General features: G+C 48.1%; 16 protein-coding genes. 14 read left to right on the forward strand and 2 right to left on the reverse strand.

Annotated features, from left to right (window positions below; genetic code table 11):
• Positions 1-145 precede the first annotated feature (145 nt).
• The 3 genes from KNQ05_RS08380 (at position 146) to KNQ05_RS08390 (ending at position 1,925) form a co-directional block, all read left to right on the forward strand.
• Positions 146-580: a YkvA family protein gene (locus tag KNQ05_RS08380; protein ID WP_088836537.1), complete on the forward strand. Its 435-nt coding sequence runs from the start codon at positions 146-148 to the stop codon at positions 578-580.
• Positions 581-719: 139 nt separating this feature from the next.
• Positions 720-1,286 (forward strand): DedA family protein, encoded by a 567-nt coding sequence (locus KNQ05_RS08385; protein WP_088836538.1) that lies wholly within the window; start codon positions 720-722, stop codon positions 1,284-1,286.
• Positions 1,287-1,298: 12 nt separating this feature from the next.
• Positions 1,299-1,925, forward strand: coding sequence for an HAD family hydrolase (locus KNQ05_RS08390; RefSeq protein WP_088836539.1), 627 nt, complete (start codon positions 1,299-1,301; stop codon positions 1,923-1,925).
• A gap of 54 nt (positions 1,926-1,979) precedes the next feature.
• Here the strand turns inward: KNQ05_RS08390 and KNQ05_RS08395 are convergent, their stop codons facing one another.
• Positions 1,980-3,083, reverse strand: coding sequence for a PTS sugar transporter subunit IIC (locus KNQ05_RS08395; RefSeq protein ID WP_251131923.1), 1,104 nt, complete (start codon positions 3,081-3,083; stop codon positions 1,980-1,982).
• Positions 3,084-3,238: 155 nt separating this feature from the next.
• On the opposite strand from KNQ05_RS08395, the gene KNQ05_RS08400 reads away from it, so the two are divergent.
• The gene (locus KNQ05_RS08400) at positions 3,239-4,231 is read left to right on the forward strand and encodes an NADP-dependent oxidoreductase (protein ID WP_214765442.1); all 993 of its coding nucleotides are present in this window, start codon (positions 3,239-3,241) and stop codon (positions 4,229-4,231) included.
• 105 nt (positions 4,232-4,336) lie between these two features.
• Here KNQ05_RS08400 and KNQ05_RS08405 read toward each other — a convergent pair whose 3' ends face one another.
• On the reverse strand, positions 4,337-4,498 hold the full coding sequence (locus KNQ05_RS08405; RefSeq protein WP_167331095.1) for a hypothetical protein: 162 nt from the start codon (positions 4,496-4,498) through the stop codon (positions 4,337-4,339).
• A gap of 283 nt (positions 4,499-4,781) precedes the next feature.
• On the opposite strand from KNQ05_RS08405, the gene KNQ05_RS15825 reads away from it, so the two are divergent.
• The 10 genes from KNQ05_RS15825 to KNQ05_RS08455 all read left to right on the forward strand — a co-directional run bounded on the left by KNQ05_RS15825 (position 4,782) and on the right by KNQ05_RS08455 (position 17,105).
• Positions 4,782-7,427 (forward strand): glycosyltransferase, encoded by a 2,646-nt coding sequence (locus KNQ05_RS15825; RefSeq protein ID WP_214765440.1) that lies wholly within the window; start codon positions 4,782-4,784, stop codon positions 7,425-7,427.
• Positions 7,424-8,431 carry a class I SAM-dependent methyltransferase gene (locus KNQ05_RS08415; protein ID WP_214765438.1) on the forward strand — a complete coding sequence of 336 codons (1,008 nt, stop codon included), beginning with the start codon at positions 7,424-7,426 and terminating at the stop codon, positions 8,429-8,431. Before KNQ05_RS15825 ends, KNQ05_RS08415 begins: the two co-directional genes overlap by 4 nt.
• A complete protein-coding gene (locus KNQ05_RS08420) occupies positions 8,323-9,645 on the forward strand; it encodes a glycosyltransferase family 4 protein (protein WP_239456843.1) in 1,323 nt (440 codons plus the stop codon). Before KNQ05_RS08415 ends, KNQ05_RS08420 begins: the two co-directional genes overlap by 109 nt.
• Positions 9,642-10,901 carry a glycosyltransferase gene (locus KNQ05_RS08425; protein ID WP_088836543.1) on the forward strand — a complete coding sequence of 420 codons (1,260 nt, stop codon included), beginning with the start codon at positions 9,642-9,644 and terminating at the stop codon, positions 10,899-10,901. The genes KNQ05_RS08420 and KNQ05_RS08425 overlap by 4 nt, the downstream gene beginning before the upstream one ends.
• Before the next feature lie 276 nt (positions 10,902-11,177).
• Positions 11,178-12,470 carry a nucleotide sugar dehydrogenase gene (locus KNQ05_RS08430; protein WP_088836544.1) on the forward strand — a complete coding sequence of 431 codons (1,293 nt, stop codon included), beginning with the start codon at positions 11,178-11,180 and terminating at the stop codon, positions 12,468-12,470.
• A complete protein-coding gene (locus KNQ05_RS08435; protein WP_214805138.1) occupies positions 12,467-13,267 on the forward strand; it encodes an ABC transporter permease in 801 nt (266 codons plus the stop codon). The genes KNQ05_RS08430 and KNQ05_RS08435 overlap by 4 nt, the downstream gene beginning before the upstream one ends.
• Before the next feature lie 11 nt (positions 13,268-13,278).
• On the forward strand, positions 13,279-14,109 hold the full coding sequence (locus tag KNQ05_RS08440; protein WP_088836546.1) for an ABC transporter ATP-binding protein: 831 nt from the start codon (positions 13,279-13,281) through the stop codon (positions 14,107-14,109).
• Between the two features lie 23 nt (positions 14,110-14,132).
• Complete coding sequence (gene wecB / locus KNQ05_RS08445; RefSeq protein WP_088836547.1) at positions 14,133-15,233, forward strand: non-hydrolyzing UDP-N-acetylglucosamine 2-epimerase; 1,101 nt, start codon at positions 14,133-14,135, stop codon at positions 15,231-15,233.
• Positions 15,230-15,727 carry a hypothetical protein gene (locus KNQ05_RS08450; RefSeq protein ID WP_088836548.1) on the forward strand — a complete coding sequence of 166 codons (498 nt, stop codon included), beginning with the start codon at positions 15,230-15,232 and terminating at the stop codon, positions 15,725-15,727. Before wecB ends, KNQ05_RS08450 begins: the two co-directional genes overlap by 4 nt.
• On the forward strand, positions 15,717-17,105 hold the full coding sequence (locus tag KNQ05_RS08455; protein WP_214805140.1) for an MBOAT family O-acyltransferase: 1,389 nt from the start codon (positions 15,717-15,719) through the stop codon (positions 17,103-17,105). Before KNQ05_RS08450 ends, KNQ05_RS08455 begins: the two co-directional genes overlap by 11 nt.
• Positions 17,106-17,119: the final 14 nt, after the last annotated feature.

Genomic DNA, 17,119 nt, shown 5'->3' on the forward strand with positions numbered 1-17,119 from the left:
TTTGCAACTTTCCTTCTAAATGGAATAGCCTGAATCGGATTGATTAAAACCTAACGTTTCAAGTACGGTTGAGGATTATCAATCAAGTGTAGAGGGAATAGTATTAACGTTAAAGACATTAAATCGTCGAATGGGGGATTTACGGATGGATTTATCGAATGAGAAATTAAAACAACAACAAGATCAATATGCGGAAGAAGCAAAGGACTATATCGATCGTCCGAAAAAAACAAAATCGATTTTAAAACGAGCGAACAATTCAATTCAAAAAAATTCAAGTCTGTCACTTGTCTTTTCGCCGGTTCGCTTATTCATTGATATGGTACGTTCGTATCAATCAGGAGAATACCGAAATATCCGCCGGACAACAATTCTAAAAGTAATCGGTGCGTTGATTTATCTGGTTTCACCAATCGACTTGATTCCAGATTTTATTCTTGGTTTTGGGTTCGCAGATGATGTCGCGATTATTCTGTTCGTCACGAAAACGATTTTTGAAGAGTTGACGCGATATAGTGATTGGCAGGATGAGCAACAAAAAGCACGAACGCAACCTATCCAAAGTGAAGATGCCTACTGAAACATAGACGGATTGTTGAGCCTGACACTGATTGATTCAGTGTCAGGCTTTTATAATGGAAAAAAGTTGTTTTCTGTACGCTACTCGTAAAGTTCGTTACACTAAGAAGAGGAAACGAACGGAGAAGAGGAGGTATGTGATGGCCTGGCATGCATGGATGGAGTCCTATGGTTATCTAGGGATTATGGTGACATTAATGTTTCCGTTTTTACCAAGTGAAGTTCCGCTCGCCTATGCGGGTTACTTGGTGCATACGGCACAATCAAATATTGTCTTGATGTTACTTGTCGCCGTCTTCAGTTTCGTCGTCAGCCAGAACATCTTCTTTACGATCGGTCAACTCGGAAGTGAGCGGCTACTTGGACGCGTTTTTAAATTGTTTCGGATTTCTGAAACGAGAATGGTTCAATTTCAACAGCAAATGGAGACGCGCGGACGATTTATTTTACTCCTGTCACCGATGTGGCGAATGGGTTTTGCGGTTGGAGCAGGTCTGACAGGTGTGTCTCGTTTGACGTTCACAATCGCAACGACAGTGTCCTTTTTTGTGTGGTCCGCGTTTTTCATCTGGGGTGGAAAAAAGCTCGGGCATGGTATGAATGGACGACATCATGATTTTCACCAGTATACTCCGTGGATTGTCGGGCTATTGCTTCTTCTCGGGGTTTACCTATATGTTAGAAAAAAGAGAATGCTAAAAAAATAGAGGAGTGTTTTCATGGCAGTTATTTTATTTGATATTGATGGGACATTGATCGACTCGACAAATCAGATGACAGAGGCGATTCATCTTGCGATGGCAGACATGCCGCATCTTGAAAAACCATCAAAAGACCGCGTTCGGGCAAGTTACGGACTGGCGGGAAGTGCGTTTTGGGAAAAGGCGATTCCGGATGCGTCAGAAGAAGACATTCGGTTGATTCGCCAAAAGCGTCATCATCATTTAGAACAGACAATGAAGGATCAAGAGGTGTTGTTTGAAGGAGTCCGGGATTTACTCCGCACCTTGACGGAACAAGGACATATTGTCTCGACGGCAAGCAATTGCGGGGTCCACTACATGAATCTTGTCCTCGACAGTCAAGCCATCCGACCGTTTTTCACGAGTCCGAAATGTTTAGGTTCAGTGAACGGGAAACAAAAAGCTGATATTTTAGCGGCACATCGAGCAGAGTTTGGAGACGTCGAGTACTTGATGGTCGGTGACCGGTCGTCTGATATCGAAGCAGCACGAATTGCTGACATGCCGGTTGCGATTTGCCGGTTCGGTTTCGGGACGACGGATGAATGGGAACTCGCAGACCACCAGCTTAAACAACCGTTAGATGTCTTAAAGTTTGTTTAAAGTATGTTAATTAAAAGAAGCGGATTGCCGGTACCGGCAATCCGCTTCTTTTAATTATTCAAAATCGAGTCGGTAGTCTTCCTGGTTCGTCCAGGGGCGGAAGCGACGGAATAACTGATGGAAGGATAAGCAGAGGACAATCGGGAGTAAAATGAATAATCCGAAGACGAGCAGTCCATTTGCCCATGTCCATCCACCTGCCATCAAATGCAAAGCATTGATTGGACCGATCAACCCGGACATACCGAAGCCGGCGCTAAACGGTGTTCCTTGAATCCCTAAAATCCCGGCTAACCCGCCGAGAACAGCGGCACTACACATGACGGGAACGATCATGATGGGATTTCGAATGAAGTTTGCCATCTGAATTTTCGGTGATCCTAAAAAATGCGCAATCGACGTTCCGCGAGAATTTGCCTTCCAGCCTGCGATTGCAAGACCGAATCCAGCTGCACAGACACCGAGGTTCGCAGCGCCTGCTGCAATGCCGGAGAGGCTGATGGCTGTCGCAATCCCGACGGTCGATAGGGGAGAGACAATCAAAACAGAAAACGTGACCGCTAACAGGACGCCCATCAAGATTGGTTGCAGAACAGTGAACTGAGTGATCATTTGACCGATCGCCGCAGTGATTTTAGTGACGAACGGATATGTAAGGACGCCGATCCCACCTGCACCGACAATGATCAACGTCGGCATGACGAGAACAGTGTAGGTTTTAAAACGATTTCCAATCCATAAGACAAGTGCGGTTGCGATGGCAGCTGTTACACCTGCGTTGATGACATCACCCGTACCGACGAATAAAAAACCGGCTGTTTCCGTCCGTGTTGCGACACCTGAACCGACGACGGTCGCTAGACCAATCGAGGCGGTTTCGATTGGAGTCGTCTTGAATTGCATGGCGACGGCAACACCGATGACCATCGGTAGCAAGCGCATCGCAATCGTAGTCGAGTCGATGATGTGTTGAGCGGGCGCGAAGTAAGGTAATAATGCTTTGGCGAGTTCGCCGAGCAGAGCACCTGGGATTAGTGCAACTAAAATTCCGATACTGAGTCCGTTCAGTACATGGATACCGAACTGACGATTGATTCGTGTTGTAGAAGATTCGATGGGAATACACTCCTTATGTAATGCTTTTGTGCATAACAGCATAAAAGCTATGAATTGTTTTTTATCTTACGCGACAGGAAAGAACACGTCAAGAAGAAATAGGAATTTTCTGTGAATTGATGAGTGCATTCTGTTCGCACTCCGTGAAAAGGACTGGTAGAGTAAAAGGGTAAAAGATATTAGAGAGGATGAATGAAATGGCAGAACAACAAATCGTTTTAGCAGAAAGACCTGAAGGACGTCCGACGCGTGAAACGTTTCGGTATGAATCAATCGAACTAAACGCACCAGACGCGGGACAAGTCTTGCTCGAGACACTCTACATTTCAGTTGATCCATACATGCGCGGGCGGATGAATGATGCACGTTCATACTCGCAACCATTTGAGCTGGACGCACCGGTTCAAGGGGGTGTCGTCGCGAAAGTCATCGAGTCACGTAGTGATGCTCTTAAAGAAGGGGATATCGTCGTCGGAATGCTCGACTGGGCAACGAAACTTGTTGTCGATGCAAAAACTGTTCGGAAAATTGATGCGTCGCTCGCACCTGTATCGACAGCGCTCGGCGTACTCGGTATGACAGGGATGACGGCTTACTTTGGTTTACTGGATATCGGTAACCCGCAGCCAGGTGAAACGGTTGTCGTGTCGGCTGCGGCCGGGGCTGTCGGATCAATCGTCGGTCAAATCGCCAAAATCAAAGGTGCTCGTGTCGTTGGAATCGCGGGAAGCGATGAAAAGACGACCTACCTAAAAGAGCAACTTGGTTTTGATGAAGTCATCAACTACAAAACGGAAGACGTCGGCGAAGCGCTCGACCGCGCATGTCCGAGTGGGGTCGATGTTTATTTTGAGAATGTCGGAGGCGAGATTGGGGACGCGGTCATTGACCGTTTGAATCCGTTTGCCCGTATTCCGGTCTGTGGCGCGATTTCTGGATATAATGAAAAAGAGAACATCGGACCTCGCGTACAATCAAAATTGATTGCTTCACGGGCACGGATGCAAGGCTTCTTAGTCGGGGATTATGGAAAACGTTTCAAGGAAGCGGCAGAACAGTTAGGGAAATGGGTCAGTGCCGGTGAATTGAAATATGAAGAAACGATTTTTGAAGGTTTCGATAACGTTCCGGATGCATTCCTAGGTCTGTTCGATGGTTCGAACACAGGAAAGTTACTCGTGAAACTGTAAAGTGTAGACTTTGTATGTAAAAACGTACCTAACAAAAGAAGCGTCGGACGATTCGTAATTGAATCGTCCGACGCTTCTTTTGTTAGGTACGACGTGTAACGTCGATCATGATTTTTTTTGATCGTCTTTCAATTCTTCTAAATCTGGATCGGGGTGTTGTGTCTCAGCAGGCTTGATGCCGGGGTCTGATGTTTCAGCCGGTTCAGGATCTGGGTGAAGACCGACGTCTGCCTGTTCATTTGGTAAATTCTCTTTTTTTTCATTCATGGTAAAATTCATTCCTTTCTCTTTTTCGAATCTTCTTAAGATTTACCCGTCTATCTGATTCTGAAACTAATGAAGTGCTCATCATATTTTATTGCCTAATTATTCAAAAGTAAGTCACGAACAAACTACAGTCCATGCCAATCTGTCATCTTCTCAACTGGAATGTAAGGAAATACTGGAGAACATTCATCAACTCTTTACAAAAACCTTGCAAGGGATTTAAGTGCCCTTTGAACTGCTCTCGTAGACTGAAAAGAGATCAAGCAGGAAGGGTGTTTTGAACGTGAATGGACAACAGTGGAAAAGAAAAGTAACGCAACAGCTAAGTTGGGTCCGTGCTGAACAACAGCGATTGAAGACGGAACCAGCAGCGAGTTCGACTGCGTTCGAGACATTACAACGGTTAGGATCGTTGGGAACGGCTAAGACGATTCGTCCGTCAAACAAGCCGGTTGAAACAAAAACGAAGCGCTATCAAGAAGAGAGTAATCAACAATTACTCGATACGATTGACTACCAATCGATTCCGCTTCGGAGTCAGTCACGTTACTATGAGCCGCGACCGCTTGAAGTAGCTGTCGTCTGTTCCGAGTTCATGCATGCCTATTATCAAGATGCGTTCCATCTCCATTATGTGAATGCAGACACGTTTGAGGATGTCTTTAGTCGTAAAATCGATCTCTTTTTAGTCATCACGTCATGGAAAGGCTTGCAGGGGGGTGACTGGAAAGGGGTCGCGACACCGAAATCGAAAAAAAGAACATTACTCCTCCAGATGATGCGAGAGGTGAAACAGCAAGGGATTCCGGTCGTCTTCCAGTCAACGGAAGACCCGAGTAACTTCGACCGTTTCAGTGAGCTGGCAAAACAAGCCGATTATGTGCTGACATCGGACGAAGCGATGCTTCCGGAATATCAAGTGCTTTGTGGCCATGACCGGATTGAAGCGGTCTCGTTCGGTGTGAATCCGCTGATCCATAATCCGCTTGGCGCGACCCGAAGCCGGAAAAATCATGTGTTGTTCGCCGGGAGCTGGATGGCGAAGTATCCAGAACGTGTCAAGGATACGGAAGTGCTGTTCGATGGGGTGATGAGCTCATCGCATCAGCTTGATATCGTCGACCGCAACTATCACCTCGGCTTACCGGACTATCATTTCCCGGACCGGTACGTCAAACGGGTTGCACCTGCGATTCCGTATGATGCGCTTCAGCAGGTGAGCAAATGTTACGACTGGGTGTTGAATCTCAATAGCATCAAATACAGTAAAACGATGTGTGCGCGCCGGATTTTTGAATCGCAGGCACTTGGGAATCTAATCATTTCGAATTATAGTATCGCCGTCAACAATCTGTTTCCAAACGTATTTACAGTTCACGATCAACAGGAAATCAAAGCAATCGTCGAACGGACATCTGAAGAAGACATTGAGCGATTGCGTGCTGAAGGAATTCGTTCCGTCATGTCGAGTCACACGGTGTTTGACCGGGTCGATCAATTGGCGCGGATGTTGAAACTCAATCAACAACAACCGGCGCGTCGCCTGCTCGTCGTCTTACGCAATCCGACACCGGCTCTTGAACAGCAGATTGCCAAGCAATCGATTGAAGCGGATGCTATTTGTCACCTGTCCGAGTTGACGGAAAGGGAATATGGAAAAGCCGATCTTGTTGCCCTGCTCGACGGCGGCGAGTCGTACGGGGAATATTACCTCGAAGATTTACGCAACGGCTTTAAGTTTGCCGATGCCGATATCGTCCGGAAATCGCTCAGCGGACAAGCCGCTTATGAAGTCTTTGAGACGTCAGGCGCAGATACCGGAGCGATGGTCTGGCGGGAGCATGTCCCGTTTGAACAGTTTGTCAGCGGAACGTTATCCGGACGGACGCTCATGCTGGATCGCTTCGAGTGGAATGAACAGTATCAAACGAAGCCGCTCCTTGCGCCGGTCTTGTCAGTCGTCGTGCCGATTTATAACAACGGCCCTCATTTGATGTATAAGTGTTTTGCGAGCTTGAAGCGGATGAATCGTTTTGACGAAACGGAAATCGTGCTTGTCGACGACGGGTCGACGGATTTCGGGACGATTCAAGCCGTCGAACGAATTGGACGGCGACACGGGAACGTGACGACTTACTTCTTTGAAACAGGCGGGAGCGGAAGTGCATCACGTCCTCGTAACAAAGGTGTCGAACTGGCGCGTGCCGACCGGGTGGCCTTTTTAGATCCGGACAATGAAGTGCTCAGTGACCGTTATGCGGAGTTGTTAGATGAGCTTGATCAAAATCCGACGCTCGATTTTGCAGTCGGTCATATGAAAAAGTTAGCGGAGAAGACGAGCATCATCGCCTTGCCGACGATTCGGAAAAAGGGACGAACCGTTTGTGAAGACCCCCGTGCCTATCTGCTTGAACATCGTTTTGCCGTGCAAAGCATTCAAGCATTGGTCGTCAAGCGCGATTTCCTCGTCAAACATCAGCTGGAACAGGTCGTCGGAGCCGTCGGTCAAGACTCGTTATTTTTCCAAGAGATGATGTTACGGGCGGAGCGTGTTCTGCTTGTGAACCGCGTCGTGCATTATTATTACGCGGCAGTCGCCGGCTCGACGGTTAACTCGTTGACGGTCCGCTTCTTTGAGCGCAGTGTCCTCCGTGAACGGGCACGAGCAGAGAAGTTTGCAAAATATGGTGTGCTCGACCAATACAAGACGAAACGTTTTGAGCATTTCTTCGAACACTGGTATTTGGTCAAGCTGCGCCAATGCAGCGATAAGGACTTTGGACCAAGTGTTGCCTTATTACGGACGATTGTCGGGTTTTACGAACCGATTCAACTAACGGCACCGTTAGTCCGACAGTTTGTTGAATTAGCGGATGCGGGTAAGACGGATGCGATTCAAGAATTGTTATTAGAGGAGGTCACGGCATGACGAGCACAGCAGGAATGAAACGACCAAAGGATCAAGTCCGCGCCGCCTATTATGACCAGTTAGGGGTCGCGTTCGGAAAAAAGGTCCGGGCGCGCATCCACTGGATAGTACGTGAGGCGAAGGGAGAAGACATCCTTGATGTCGGGTGCTCAGGGGGACTCGTCCCGATTTTACTCGGACGCGAAGGGAAACGTGTCACAGGAATCGACGTCTCTCCGGAAGCAATCGCTGAAGCAACGTCTGCGTTAAAAGAAGAAGCGGCATCTGTCCAATCCGTCGTCATGTTCAGTGAAGCGAACATCATGTCTTTTTCAGCAAACCGGCAATTCGATACGGTTTTGATGACGGAAGTACTCGAGCACATCGGTGAACCGGAACGGGTGATTCAGCAGGCATATACACTCGTCAAACCAGGTGGACGTCTTGTCGTGACCGTTCCGTTCGGCGTTAATGATTATGCCGATCATAAGCGGACCTATTATTTGAAACGACTTGTCGAACAAGTAACACCTTATGGCACGATTGAAAAAATCGAACGGTTCGATAAGTGGCTTGGCGTGACGCTTGTCGTTCAAGAAGATGTACAACCGGCCCGGATGTTGTCTGCAGAAGAAGTCGACTGGCTCGAAAATTCGTTTGAGACTGTCGAGCGGATGCACCTAGCGGAAGTCATCCGTCTAAAACAAGTCAACAAGCGGCTGGAACAAAAAGTGCAACACGTAGCGGAAATTGAATTGCGGATGGTGGAACAATCGAATGAACAGGTGAAACTGGAACACCAAGTAAGCGAGATGAATCAACAGCTGGAACAACTTGCGCACCAATATACGTTAGTGCTCAAACGTTACGAGGAGGCACTCGTTTCGAACATGGAAGTGCTGGAGGCGAATGAAGCATGGAAATCAAAATACCGGTCACTCGCAAATTCAAAATTAGGAAAAGTCATCGTCCGTTACTGGAAGCTCAGACGAAAACTATCACGAAGACAGGCAAGGCGTCGATGAACGTGTTGATGATTTGTCAAAACTTCTATCCGGAAATCGGAAGTGCTGCGAATCGGATGAAAAATATTTTTAAACGGATGGAACAACGGGGCAGTGACGTCCATGTCTTGACGTCGGAGCCGCTTTATCCGACGGCGGAACTCTATACGGATGCGATGTTTTGGGACGAACCGACGCTTGACGCCGCGCACATCACACGGATTCAACCACGCGATGTCCGGGCGACGACTAATTTGTGGAAACGACTCCACCTCTTCATCGAACAGTTTTTCTTAGCGATCAAAGAAGTGCGGCAAGATCCAAAACAGTACGAATATATCTATGCGACAACACCTTCGATTTTTATGGGACTGGTCGGTGTCGTCGCGAAACATGTCAAACAGGCACCGCTGATTTTAGATGTCCGTGATTTATGGCCGGAATCACTCGTCGGTGTCGGCATCACGAAATCACGCCTGTTATTGAGACCATTGTACTGGCTTGAAAAATGGATGTATCATCAAGCGGATCAAATCGTCATCAACAGCGAAGGGTTTCGGTCCTATATCGAACAGAAGGGGATTGACGCATCGCGTATTCACTACATTCCGAATTCGATTGAAGAAAATGAGTGGTTGATTAAACGGCGTCATGTCTCGGAACAGGTCCGCGTTGTCTACACGGGAAACATCGGACTGGCGCAAGATGTCTTTTTATTACTTGATGTGGCGGAACGGTTGATGGTCGACAGAAACATTGAATTCCATGTCGTTGGTTACGGATACCATAAGGAAAAATTCGAGAAGTTGATTGCGGAGCGGAAACTGACGAACATCCACTTCATGAACGCGATGCCGCGTTGGGACGCATTGAAACAGCTCGCTAAAAGTGACATCGCCTTTGCGACGCTTGTCGAGAGCACGGCATTTGACACGGTCACACCAGGGAAAATCATCGATTATATGGCGATGGGATGTGCCATCGTCGGCGCTGTTTCCGGACATGCCGCAAAAGTGATTGAAGCATCGGGTGCTGGTGTCGTATCGCGTGACCGCAGCCGGGACGAGATCGTCCGGCAGATTCGTCATCTCGCAAACAATCCGGAAGAACGGGCATTGATGGGACGCTCTGGCGTCTCCTACGTCCAAACACATTTTGACTGGGAACAAAATGAAGAGCGACTGTTTGAAGCGATTCGTCAAACTTGTCAACAGACAGTGGAGGTGAAGGGATGAAACGTGTCGGAATGTTTGTTTGGAACACTTTTACGAACGATGCCCGTGTGTTAAGGGAATGTACCGCCCTTGCTGATGCTGCGTATCAGGTCGACTTGTACTGTTTAAATGACGGAACGTTACCGAAAATCGAGCAGCATCCAGCAGGTTTCCGCATTCTTCGGATTGATCGCACACCACCACTTGCCGGTGTGCTGTCGCGTTTTCGGAAACGGTCACCGGTTACGCTAGTCGCGGCTATCGGAGTGTTGGTACTGATTCCGTGGTTGATTCCCGTCTTGCTCATGCTCTATCTGTTACAAAAAAGCCGCTTTTTACGCTATGCGCTTTATAACAGCTTTGGCATCATCCGGATGACGCGCGCCGCAAGACAGCGTCAATACGATGTCATGCACGCCAATGATTTAAATACGTTACCGCAAGCGATTTTAGCAAAACGTCAGGCAAAAGTCGTCTATGATTCACACGAAGTGCAAACCGACCGGACAGGATACGGAAAGGGACAAGGAATCCTTGAGCGTATCCTGTTGCGTTTCGTTGATTGGACGATGGTCGAAAATGATACAAGAGCGGATTATCACCAGCAACTGTACGGAAGCCGGCCGACGGTTCTTCATAATTATCCGTTTTATCAGGAAACGATCCCGGCGGCACGTTCGCTGCACACAGAACTCGGTCTCGACCGTGCGGAACCGATTTTGCTTTATCAAGGCGGGATTCAAGAAGGGCGCGGACTGGAACGATTGATTGAGGCGATGCCATCCGTGACGAACGGAACTTTATTATTTGTTGGCGATGGTAAAATCAAAACACATTTGCAACGCTTAGCCGCGGAATCTTCAGCGCGTGAGCGGATTTATTTCATCGATAAAGTACCACTAAATCAGTTGCCGAGTTATACAGCGGCAGCGACGATTGGGTTCCAAGTCTTACAAAACGTCTGCTTTAACCATTATTCAGCCTCATCGAATAAATTATTCGAATATATGGCAGCACTTGTCCCGGTCGTCGCGGCAGACTTACCAGAAATTCGCCGGGTCGTCGAAACGGAACAGGTCGGTTTGATTGTCGATGTCGAGTCGCCGGAGTCGATTGCGCAAGCCGTCAATCGCTTGATAGCGGATGATTCGTTACGCAATCAGATGAAAAGCCGAGCGGAAGAGGCGAGAAGACGGTACAACTGGGACGAGGAAAAACAACATCTCTTAGCGGTATATGCGGCTGTTTCAGCGGGAACAGCACCTGAAGTCAATTAAAGTTACAGCTAATACCAAGTGAAACCACACAAATGAAGAACGTTTGATGTGGATATGGTCGGTATCATACAAGGTTCGTCAACGTGTTCGTCGATTCTTTACAACCTTTACGTAAAGTACAGAAAATACGGCGAATGTAAGGTCTGTGAAGAATGGTTTAAGAGATGGTTAGAACCATTGGAAACACTAGGAATTGTCGGTATGGTCTAGGTACAGCCACGTCATGTTCGATGCAAGGTTTGGCGTGAACTACACACTAGATGGAGGAATGACAAAATGAAACTTTGTACAATCGGACTTGGATATATTGGATTACCTTCTTCTGCGATGTTCGCAGATCACGGCACAGAAGTAGTCGGTGTCGATATCGACCCGCGAATCGTTCAAATGTTGAATGCAGGAGATATCCATATTGAAGAACCAGGCTTAGAAGACGTCATCAAACGAGTCGTCGCGAACGGTACGTTCCGTGCGACATTAACGCCGGAACAAGCTGATGTCTTTCTGGTTGCCGTTCCGACGCCGAACCTTGACGATACGTACAAATCATGTGACTTGAAATATGTCATTTCAGCAGTACGCAATCTGCTGCCACACTTAGAAAAAGGGAACGTCGTCATCGTCGAATCAACAATCGCACCACGGACGATGGATGACCATGTACGACCATTGATTGAAGAAGCGGGCTTTAAGATTGGCGAAGACGTGTTCGTCGTCCATTGTCCGGAACGGGTTTTACCGGGACAAATTCTTCATGAATTGATTCATAACAACCGGATTGTTGGGGGACTGACGGAAGCGTGTGCCAAGGCCGGGGCCGCTGTCTACCGGACTTTCGTCCAGGGAGAAATCGTCCAGACGGATGCGAAGACGGCAGAGATGTCAAAGTTGATGGAAAATACATTCCGTGACGTCAACATCGCCCTTGCGAACGAATTAACACAAGTGTGTCACCAACTTAAAATTAACGTCCTCGATGTCATTGAGATGGCAAACATGCACCCACGCGTTAACTTGCATCATCCGGGACCGGGTGTCGGAGGACATTGTCTTGCCGTCGATCCGTACTTCATCGTCGCGAAGGCGCCGTCGCTTGCACGAATCATCCATACGGCGCGTGATACGAATGTCAACATGCCCCGTTTCGTTGCGGATCAAGCAGAACGCCTCGTCGCCAACCGTGTCCGTCCGAAAATTGCTGTCTTCGGTGTCACGTATAAAGGAAACGTTGATGATATGCGGGAAAGTCCGGCAGTCGAAGTCATCGAACAATTACTAGATCGTGGACTCGATGTCGCAGTCTGTGATCCGCACGTCGAACGCTCGATTTCGTCACGGTTTACATTAGTCGACGAGATTGAAGCAATCCAAGGAGCCGATCTTGCCCTGGTCCTTGTCGATCACGATGAATTCAAGGCATTTGATTCACGTCGTCTGAAAAACCAAATGCGGACACCGGTCTTATTCGATACGAAAGGCGTCGTCGGAGAGCTTGAAGATATCATGGTCCTCAACTTTGGTAACTTGCATACACATAACACGATGAAAGTAGACGCTGAAGCGATATGAACAGCGTCCGTACCGTCCTCAATGAGTTGAAAGATCATCTTTACCTGATCGTACGCCTTTCACTCTATGAGACAAAAAGCCAATACAGCATGCAATACCTCGGGTGGTTTTGGGAAATCATGACGCCGCTGTTGCAAATCGGTGTCTACTGGGTCGTCTTCGGTTTTGGCATTCGAGGTGGACACCCGGTTGACGGGATTCCGTTTGTATTATGGTTAGTCAGTGGATTGATTGCCTGGTTCTTTATCGGAAGTACGATTCCGAGTGGGTCCCGTTCCATCTATGGACGGGTCGCGCTCGTCTCAAAGATGCATTTCCCGTTGAGTACGATTCCGGCCTATGTCATTTTGGCACAATTTTATCGGCACATTGCGATGGTCCTCCTGACAATCATTCTTGGAGTTGCCTTTAGTTATTTTCCGGGATGGCATACGTTCGAACTGTTGTACATCATACCGGCAGGAATCATTTTCTTATATGCGGTCTCGCTCCTGTTGTCGGCGCTCGCGACGATGGTCCGGGATGTCCAAAACATGGTCACATCAGGCATGCGGATGTTGATGTATTTGACGCCAATCATGTGGGTCCCACCCGATCATTCCATCTTTAAGACGTTGTTGATGATCAATCCACTCGTCTATTTGATCGAAGGGTATCGTTCAGCCTTAATCGGAACGGGGTATTTGATGGAGCATCTTTGGTACGGCTGTTATTTTTGGAGCATTACCGCAGTGATTTTAATGACAGGTGCAACCGTCCATATCCGATTCCGTCGTTATTTCATTGATTATGTGTAGGAGGAACGAAGATGAGTCATGTCGTGTTTGAAAATGTCTCGAAGCGATACGTCTTGTATTCGCGTCCGATTGATAAGTTAAAAGAGGTTTTATTTGGCAAGATGAGCGGAAAGCCGTTCTATGCCTTAAAGAATGTATCGTTTTCAGTCGAACAAGGTGAAATCGTTGGTGTCGTCGGCATCAACGGAAGCGGGAAATCGACGTTGTCACATCTCCTTGCGAACGTCACGCCTCCGACGTACGGGCAGGTGACGTTGCGTGGTAAGTCAGCCTTAATTGCCATCTCGAGCGGATTGAACAATCAGTTGACGGGGCGCGACAATATCGAGCTCAAGGGGCTGATGATGGGACTGAACAAAAAACAAATCCGAATGATCACTCCAGACATTTTAGAATTCGCCGACATCGGGGAATTCATCGACCAGCCGGTCAAAACGTATTCGAGCGGGATGCGGGCCCGCTTAGGGTTTGCGATTTCCATCAACATCAATCCAGATATCTTGATTATCGACGAAGCCTTATCGGTCGGCGATCAGACGTTTACGGAAAAATGCTTGGATAAGATGCGCGAGTTTCGTGATCAAGGGAAAACGATTTTCTTCATCAGTCATTCGCTCAGTCAGGTCAAAAGTTTTTGTTCAAAAGTCTTATGGCTCGAATACGGCGAAGTCCGGATGTTCGGACCAACCGCAGAGACGATGGCGGAGTACAACAAGTATCTCTACTGGCATAAACAGTTATCGAAAAAGCAAGTTGCCCATTACGTGGCAAAAAAACGGACAGGACGAAGTGATGAAATCGAACGGTCCGTCCGTGGCGAGACGATTGAATTGTCATCATGAATAAGGAATAGGGGATGGAATGGATGAAAAAAGTCATGCTTGTATTTGGAACGAGACCGGAAGCGATTAAAATGGCGCCCGTCGTCAAAGCACTTGAGGCGCGCGAAGGTGTCGAGCCGATCGTCGTCGTCACGGCGCAACATCGTGAGATGCTTGATCAAGTCTTGGAGTTGTTCCAGATTGTTCCCGATCACGATTTAGATTTGATGCGTCCACGGCAAACACTCGAAGAAATGACGGCACGGATTTTGAATGCGATGCGTCGTGTCCTCGAAAAGGAGCAACCCGATCTCGTGTTAGTCCATGGGGATACGACAACGACGTTCGCTGCTTCGCTCGCTGCTTTTTACCAACAAATTCCGGTCGGACATGTCGAGGCGGGATTACGGACCTACCAAAAATATGCACCATTCCCGGAAGAGATGAATCGTCAATTGACAGGTGTGCTGGCTGATTTTCATTTTGCACCGACAGATCAAGCAGCGGAAAATCTCCGACGCGAGCATAAACAGACACCGATCATCGTGACCGGGAACACCGTCATCGATGCGCTCAAGACAACCGTCTCGTCCGACTATACGCACCCAGTCTTAACGGACTTAGAGGCGAGCGGACGCAAGTTAATTTTACTGACCGTCCACCGGCGCGAAAATCACCTCCAGCTGTCGCACATCTTTGATGCCATCGAACGGTTGGCAGAGACGCATGCAGATATTGAAATCGTCTACCCCGTCCATCCGAACCCAATCGTGCTCGAAGCGGCGGAGCAATTGAAACACCATCCGCGCATTCACTTGATTGACCCACTCGATGTGTTTGATTTTCATAACTTAGCGGCCCGGGCAACGTTTATTTTGACAGACTCCGGCGGTATCCAAGAAGAAGCGCCATCGCTCGGTGTACCAGTACTTGTTCTGCGGGAGACGACAGAACGGCCGGAAGGTGTTGCAGCCGGGACATTAAAACTTGTCGGGACAAATCCGGAACGTATTTTTGAGATGAGTCATCGCTTATTGACGGATGAAGAAATGTATCAGGGGATGGCACAGGCCGCGAATCCTTACGGTGACGGTCATGCGGCGGAACGTATCGTTGACGCGATCATGAGCGAGGTCCCGGTATGAGAACAGCACGTACGTTTCATTTAGCAAGTTATCATTTTTTTCCGCAGGGAAGTCAAGAAAAGATTCTGTTAGAAGACGAAGCGGTTGGTGTGTTGTTCGATTTCCAGGCGGCGACGGATGCGGATAAATTGTATATCCAATTGTTTGATCAAGGTTTCCAGTATCCGCCGTCAAAGCTGTACCGCCAAGATGCCGCTTTCGGACAGGCGGACGTCATTCATGTGACGTGTCGTTTTGAAACCGATGTTCCTTGTCAAGTCCAACTCTTTAAGATGCAATACGGAAATAAAAAACGCATGGGGTCGGAGTCGGAGTTCGTCATGCTCGACGGAGCAACTGATCTTCAGATTCAACTGGAGCGGATGAAAGGGGCACAGTATTTTAAAATTGCCTTTAAGTTTCTCGTAGCAGGTGACGTCCGGATCCAACTGACCGAGTTGAAGATCGCTGAACGTATTCAACTGAAACAGGAGGATCCTCACTATGCTGTTTAGTTCGACGATTTTCTTATTTGTGTTTTTACCGGTCGTCCTGCTTGTCTATCATCTAGTGCCACGATTTTTTCGTAACGGCTGGCTCCTTGTAGCGAGCCTTTTCTTTTACGCTTGGGGAGAACCGAAGTTCGTTTTACTGATGCTCGCGAGTATCCTGATCAACTATTTTTTTGCCCTGATGGTCGATACGTACCGGCACCGTGTCGGCATCAAACCTGTCATGGCGAGTATGGTCATCACGAACCTCGCTTTACTCGGGTGGTTCAAGTACAGTGGCTTTTTCATGGCGTCTTTGAATCAAACGTTTCAGGTGGAACTGTTTGTTCCGGAAGTCGTGTTACCGATCGGGATTTCCTTCTTTACGTTTCAGGCGATGAGTTACGTCATCGATGTCTACCGGGAAGCGGGGAAAGTCCAAAAAAACCCGCTTGATTTAGCTTTGTATATCGCGTTATTTCCGCAATTGATTGCCGGGCCAATCGTCCGCTACGAGACGGTCGCAAATGAAATCAACGATCGGCAAGAGACCTTACCTGATTTCGCACTTGGTGTCCGCCGCTTTATTATCGGGTTGTCGAAAAAATTGATTTTAGCGAATGGCTGCGGGCAAGTGGCAGATGCCGTCTTCAAGATGAATGATTTGTCGATGGGTCTGGCATGGATCGGCATCATCGCCTATGCGCTACAAATTTACTTTGATTTTTCGGGATATAGCGACATGGCGATTGGACTCGGACTGATGTTCGGATTTCATTTTTTGGAAAACTTCAACTATCCCTACATCGCGAAGTCCGTCTCGGAGTTTTGGCGACGTTGGCATATCTCACTCGGCTCATGGTTCCGTGATTACGTCTATATCCCGCTTGGCGGCAATCGTGTCTCACCGCTCAAACAGTATCGAAATCTTGCAGTCGTCTGGATGCTGACGGGCCTCTGGCATGGTGCAAGTTGGACGTTCGTCGCCTGGGGTGCGTACTACGGGATATGGATTATGCTCGAGAAAGCATTTCTCGGGAAATTATTACGCCGTGTCCCCGTCATTTCGACGATTTGGACACTCATTCTTGTGTTAGTCGGCTGGGTCTTTTTCCGTGCAACGACATTTCCGGACGCACTCGAGTACTTGCGTGCGATGTTTATCCCGACAGAAGTGTGGGATGAACGTGCCAGTTACCAGCTCGTCCAAAATGGCGTCATCTTACTGCTTGCCGCGTTTGCTGCGACACCGCTACCAAAAATACTGGGTCAGTGGATCGTCGAACGGCTCGGGAAAGTCGGCCAGACGATTCAGTATGGCTATGCGATGTTGTTACTGTTTCTTGCGACATCTGCCCTCGTCGCGAGTACCTTCAATCCGTTCATTTATTTCCGTTTTTAAGTAAGGAGGAATCA

The sequence above is a fragment of the Exiguobacterium sp. s125 genome (assembly GCF_018618605.1).
Taxonomy (GTDB): Bacteria; Bacillota; Bacilli; order Exiguobacteriales; family Exiguobacteriaceae; genus Exiguobacterium_A; species Exiguobacterium_A oxidotolerans.

Excerpts from the sequence above, each read along its gene's own strand:
- KNQ05_RS08380 (WP_088836537.1), top strand. The coding sequence starts at position 146 with ATGGATTTATCGAATGAGAAATTAAAACAACAACAAGATCAATATGCG.
- KNQ05_RS08385 (WP_088836538.1), top strand. The coding sequence starts at position 720 with ATGGCCTGGCATGCATGGATGGAGTCCTATGGTTATCTAGGGATTATG.
- KNQ05_RS08390 (WP_088836539.1), top strand. The coding sequence starts at position 1,299 with ATGGCAGTTATTTTATTTGATATTGATGGGACATTGATCGACTCGACA.
- KNQ05_RS08395 (WP_251131923.1), bottom strand. The coding sequence starts at position 3,083 with ATGCTGTTATGCACAAAAGCATTACATAAGGAGTGTATTCCCATCGAA.
- KNQ05_RS08400 (WP_214765442.1), top strand. The coding sequence starts at position 3,239 with ATGGCAGAACAACAAATCGTTTTAGCAGAAAGACCTGAAGGACGTCCG.
- KNQ05_RS08405 (WP_167331095.1), bottom strand. The coding sequence starts at position 4,498 with ATGAATGAAAAAAAAGAGAATTTACCAAATGAACAGGCAGACGTCGGT.
- KNQ05_RS08415 (WP_214765438.1), top strand. The coding sequence starts at position 7,424 with ATGACGAGCACAGCAGGAATGAAACGACCAAAGGATCAAGTCCGCGCC.
- KNQ05_RS08420 (WP_239456843.1), top strand. The coding sequence starts at position 8,323 with ATGGAAATCAAAATACCGGTCACTCGCAAATTCAAAATTAGGAAAAGT.
- KNQ05_RS08425 (WP_088836543.1), top strand. The coding sequence starts at position 9,642 with ATGAAACGTGTCGGAATGTTTGTTTGGAACACTTTTACGAACGATGCC.
- KNQ05_RS08430 (WP_088836544.1), top strand. The coding sequence starts at position 11,178 with ATGAAACTTTGTACAATCGGACTTGGATATATTGGATTACCTTCTTCT.
- KNQ05_RS08435 (WP_214805138.1), top strand. The coding sequence starts at position 12,467 with ATGAACAGCGTCCGTACCGTCCTCAATGAGTTGAAAGATCATCTTTAC.
- KNQ05_RS08440 (WP_088836546.1), top strand. The coding sequence starts at position 13,279 with ATGAGTCATGTCGTGTTTGAAAATGTCTCGAAGCGATACGTCTTGTAT.
- wecB (WP_088836547.1), top strand. The coding sequence starts at position 14,133 with ATGAAAAAAGTCATGCTTGTATTTGGAACGAGACCGGAAGCGATTAAA.
- KNQ05_RS08450 (WP_088836548.1), top strand. The coding sequence starts at position 15,230 with ATGAGAACAGCACGTACGTTTCATTTAGCAAGTTATCATTTTTTTCCG.
- KNQ05_RS08455 (WP_214805140.1), top strand. The coding sequence starts at position 15,717 with ATGCTGTTTAGTTCGACGATTTTCTTATTTGTGTTTTTACCGGTCGTC.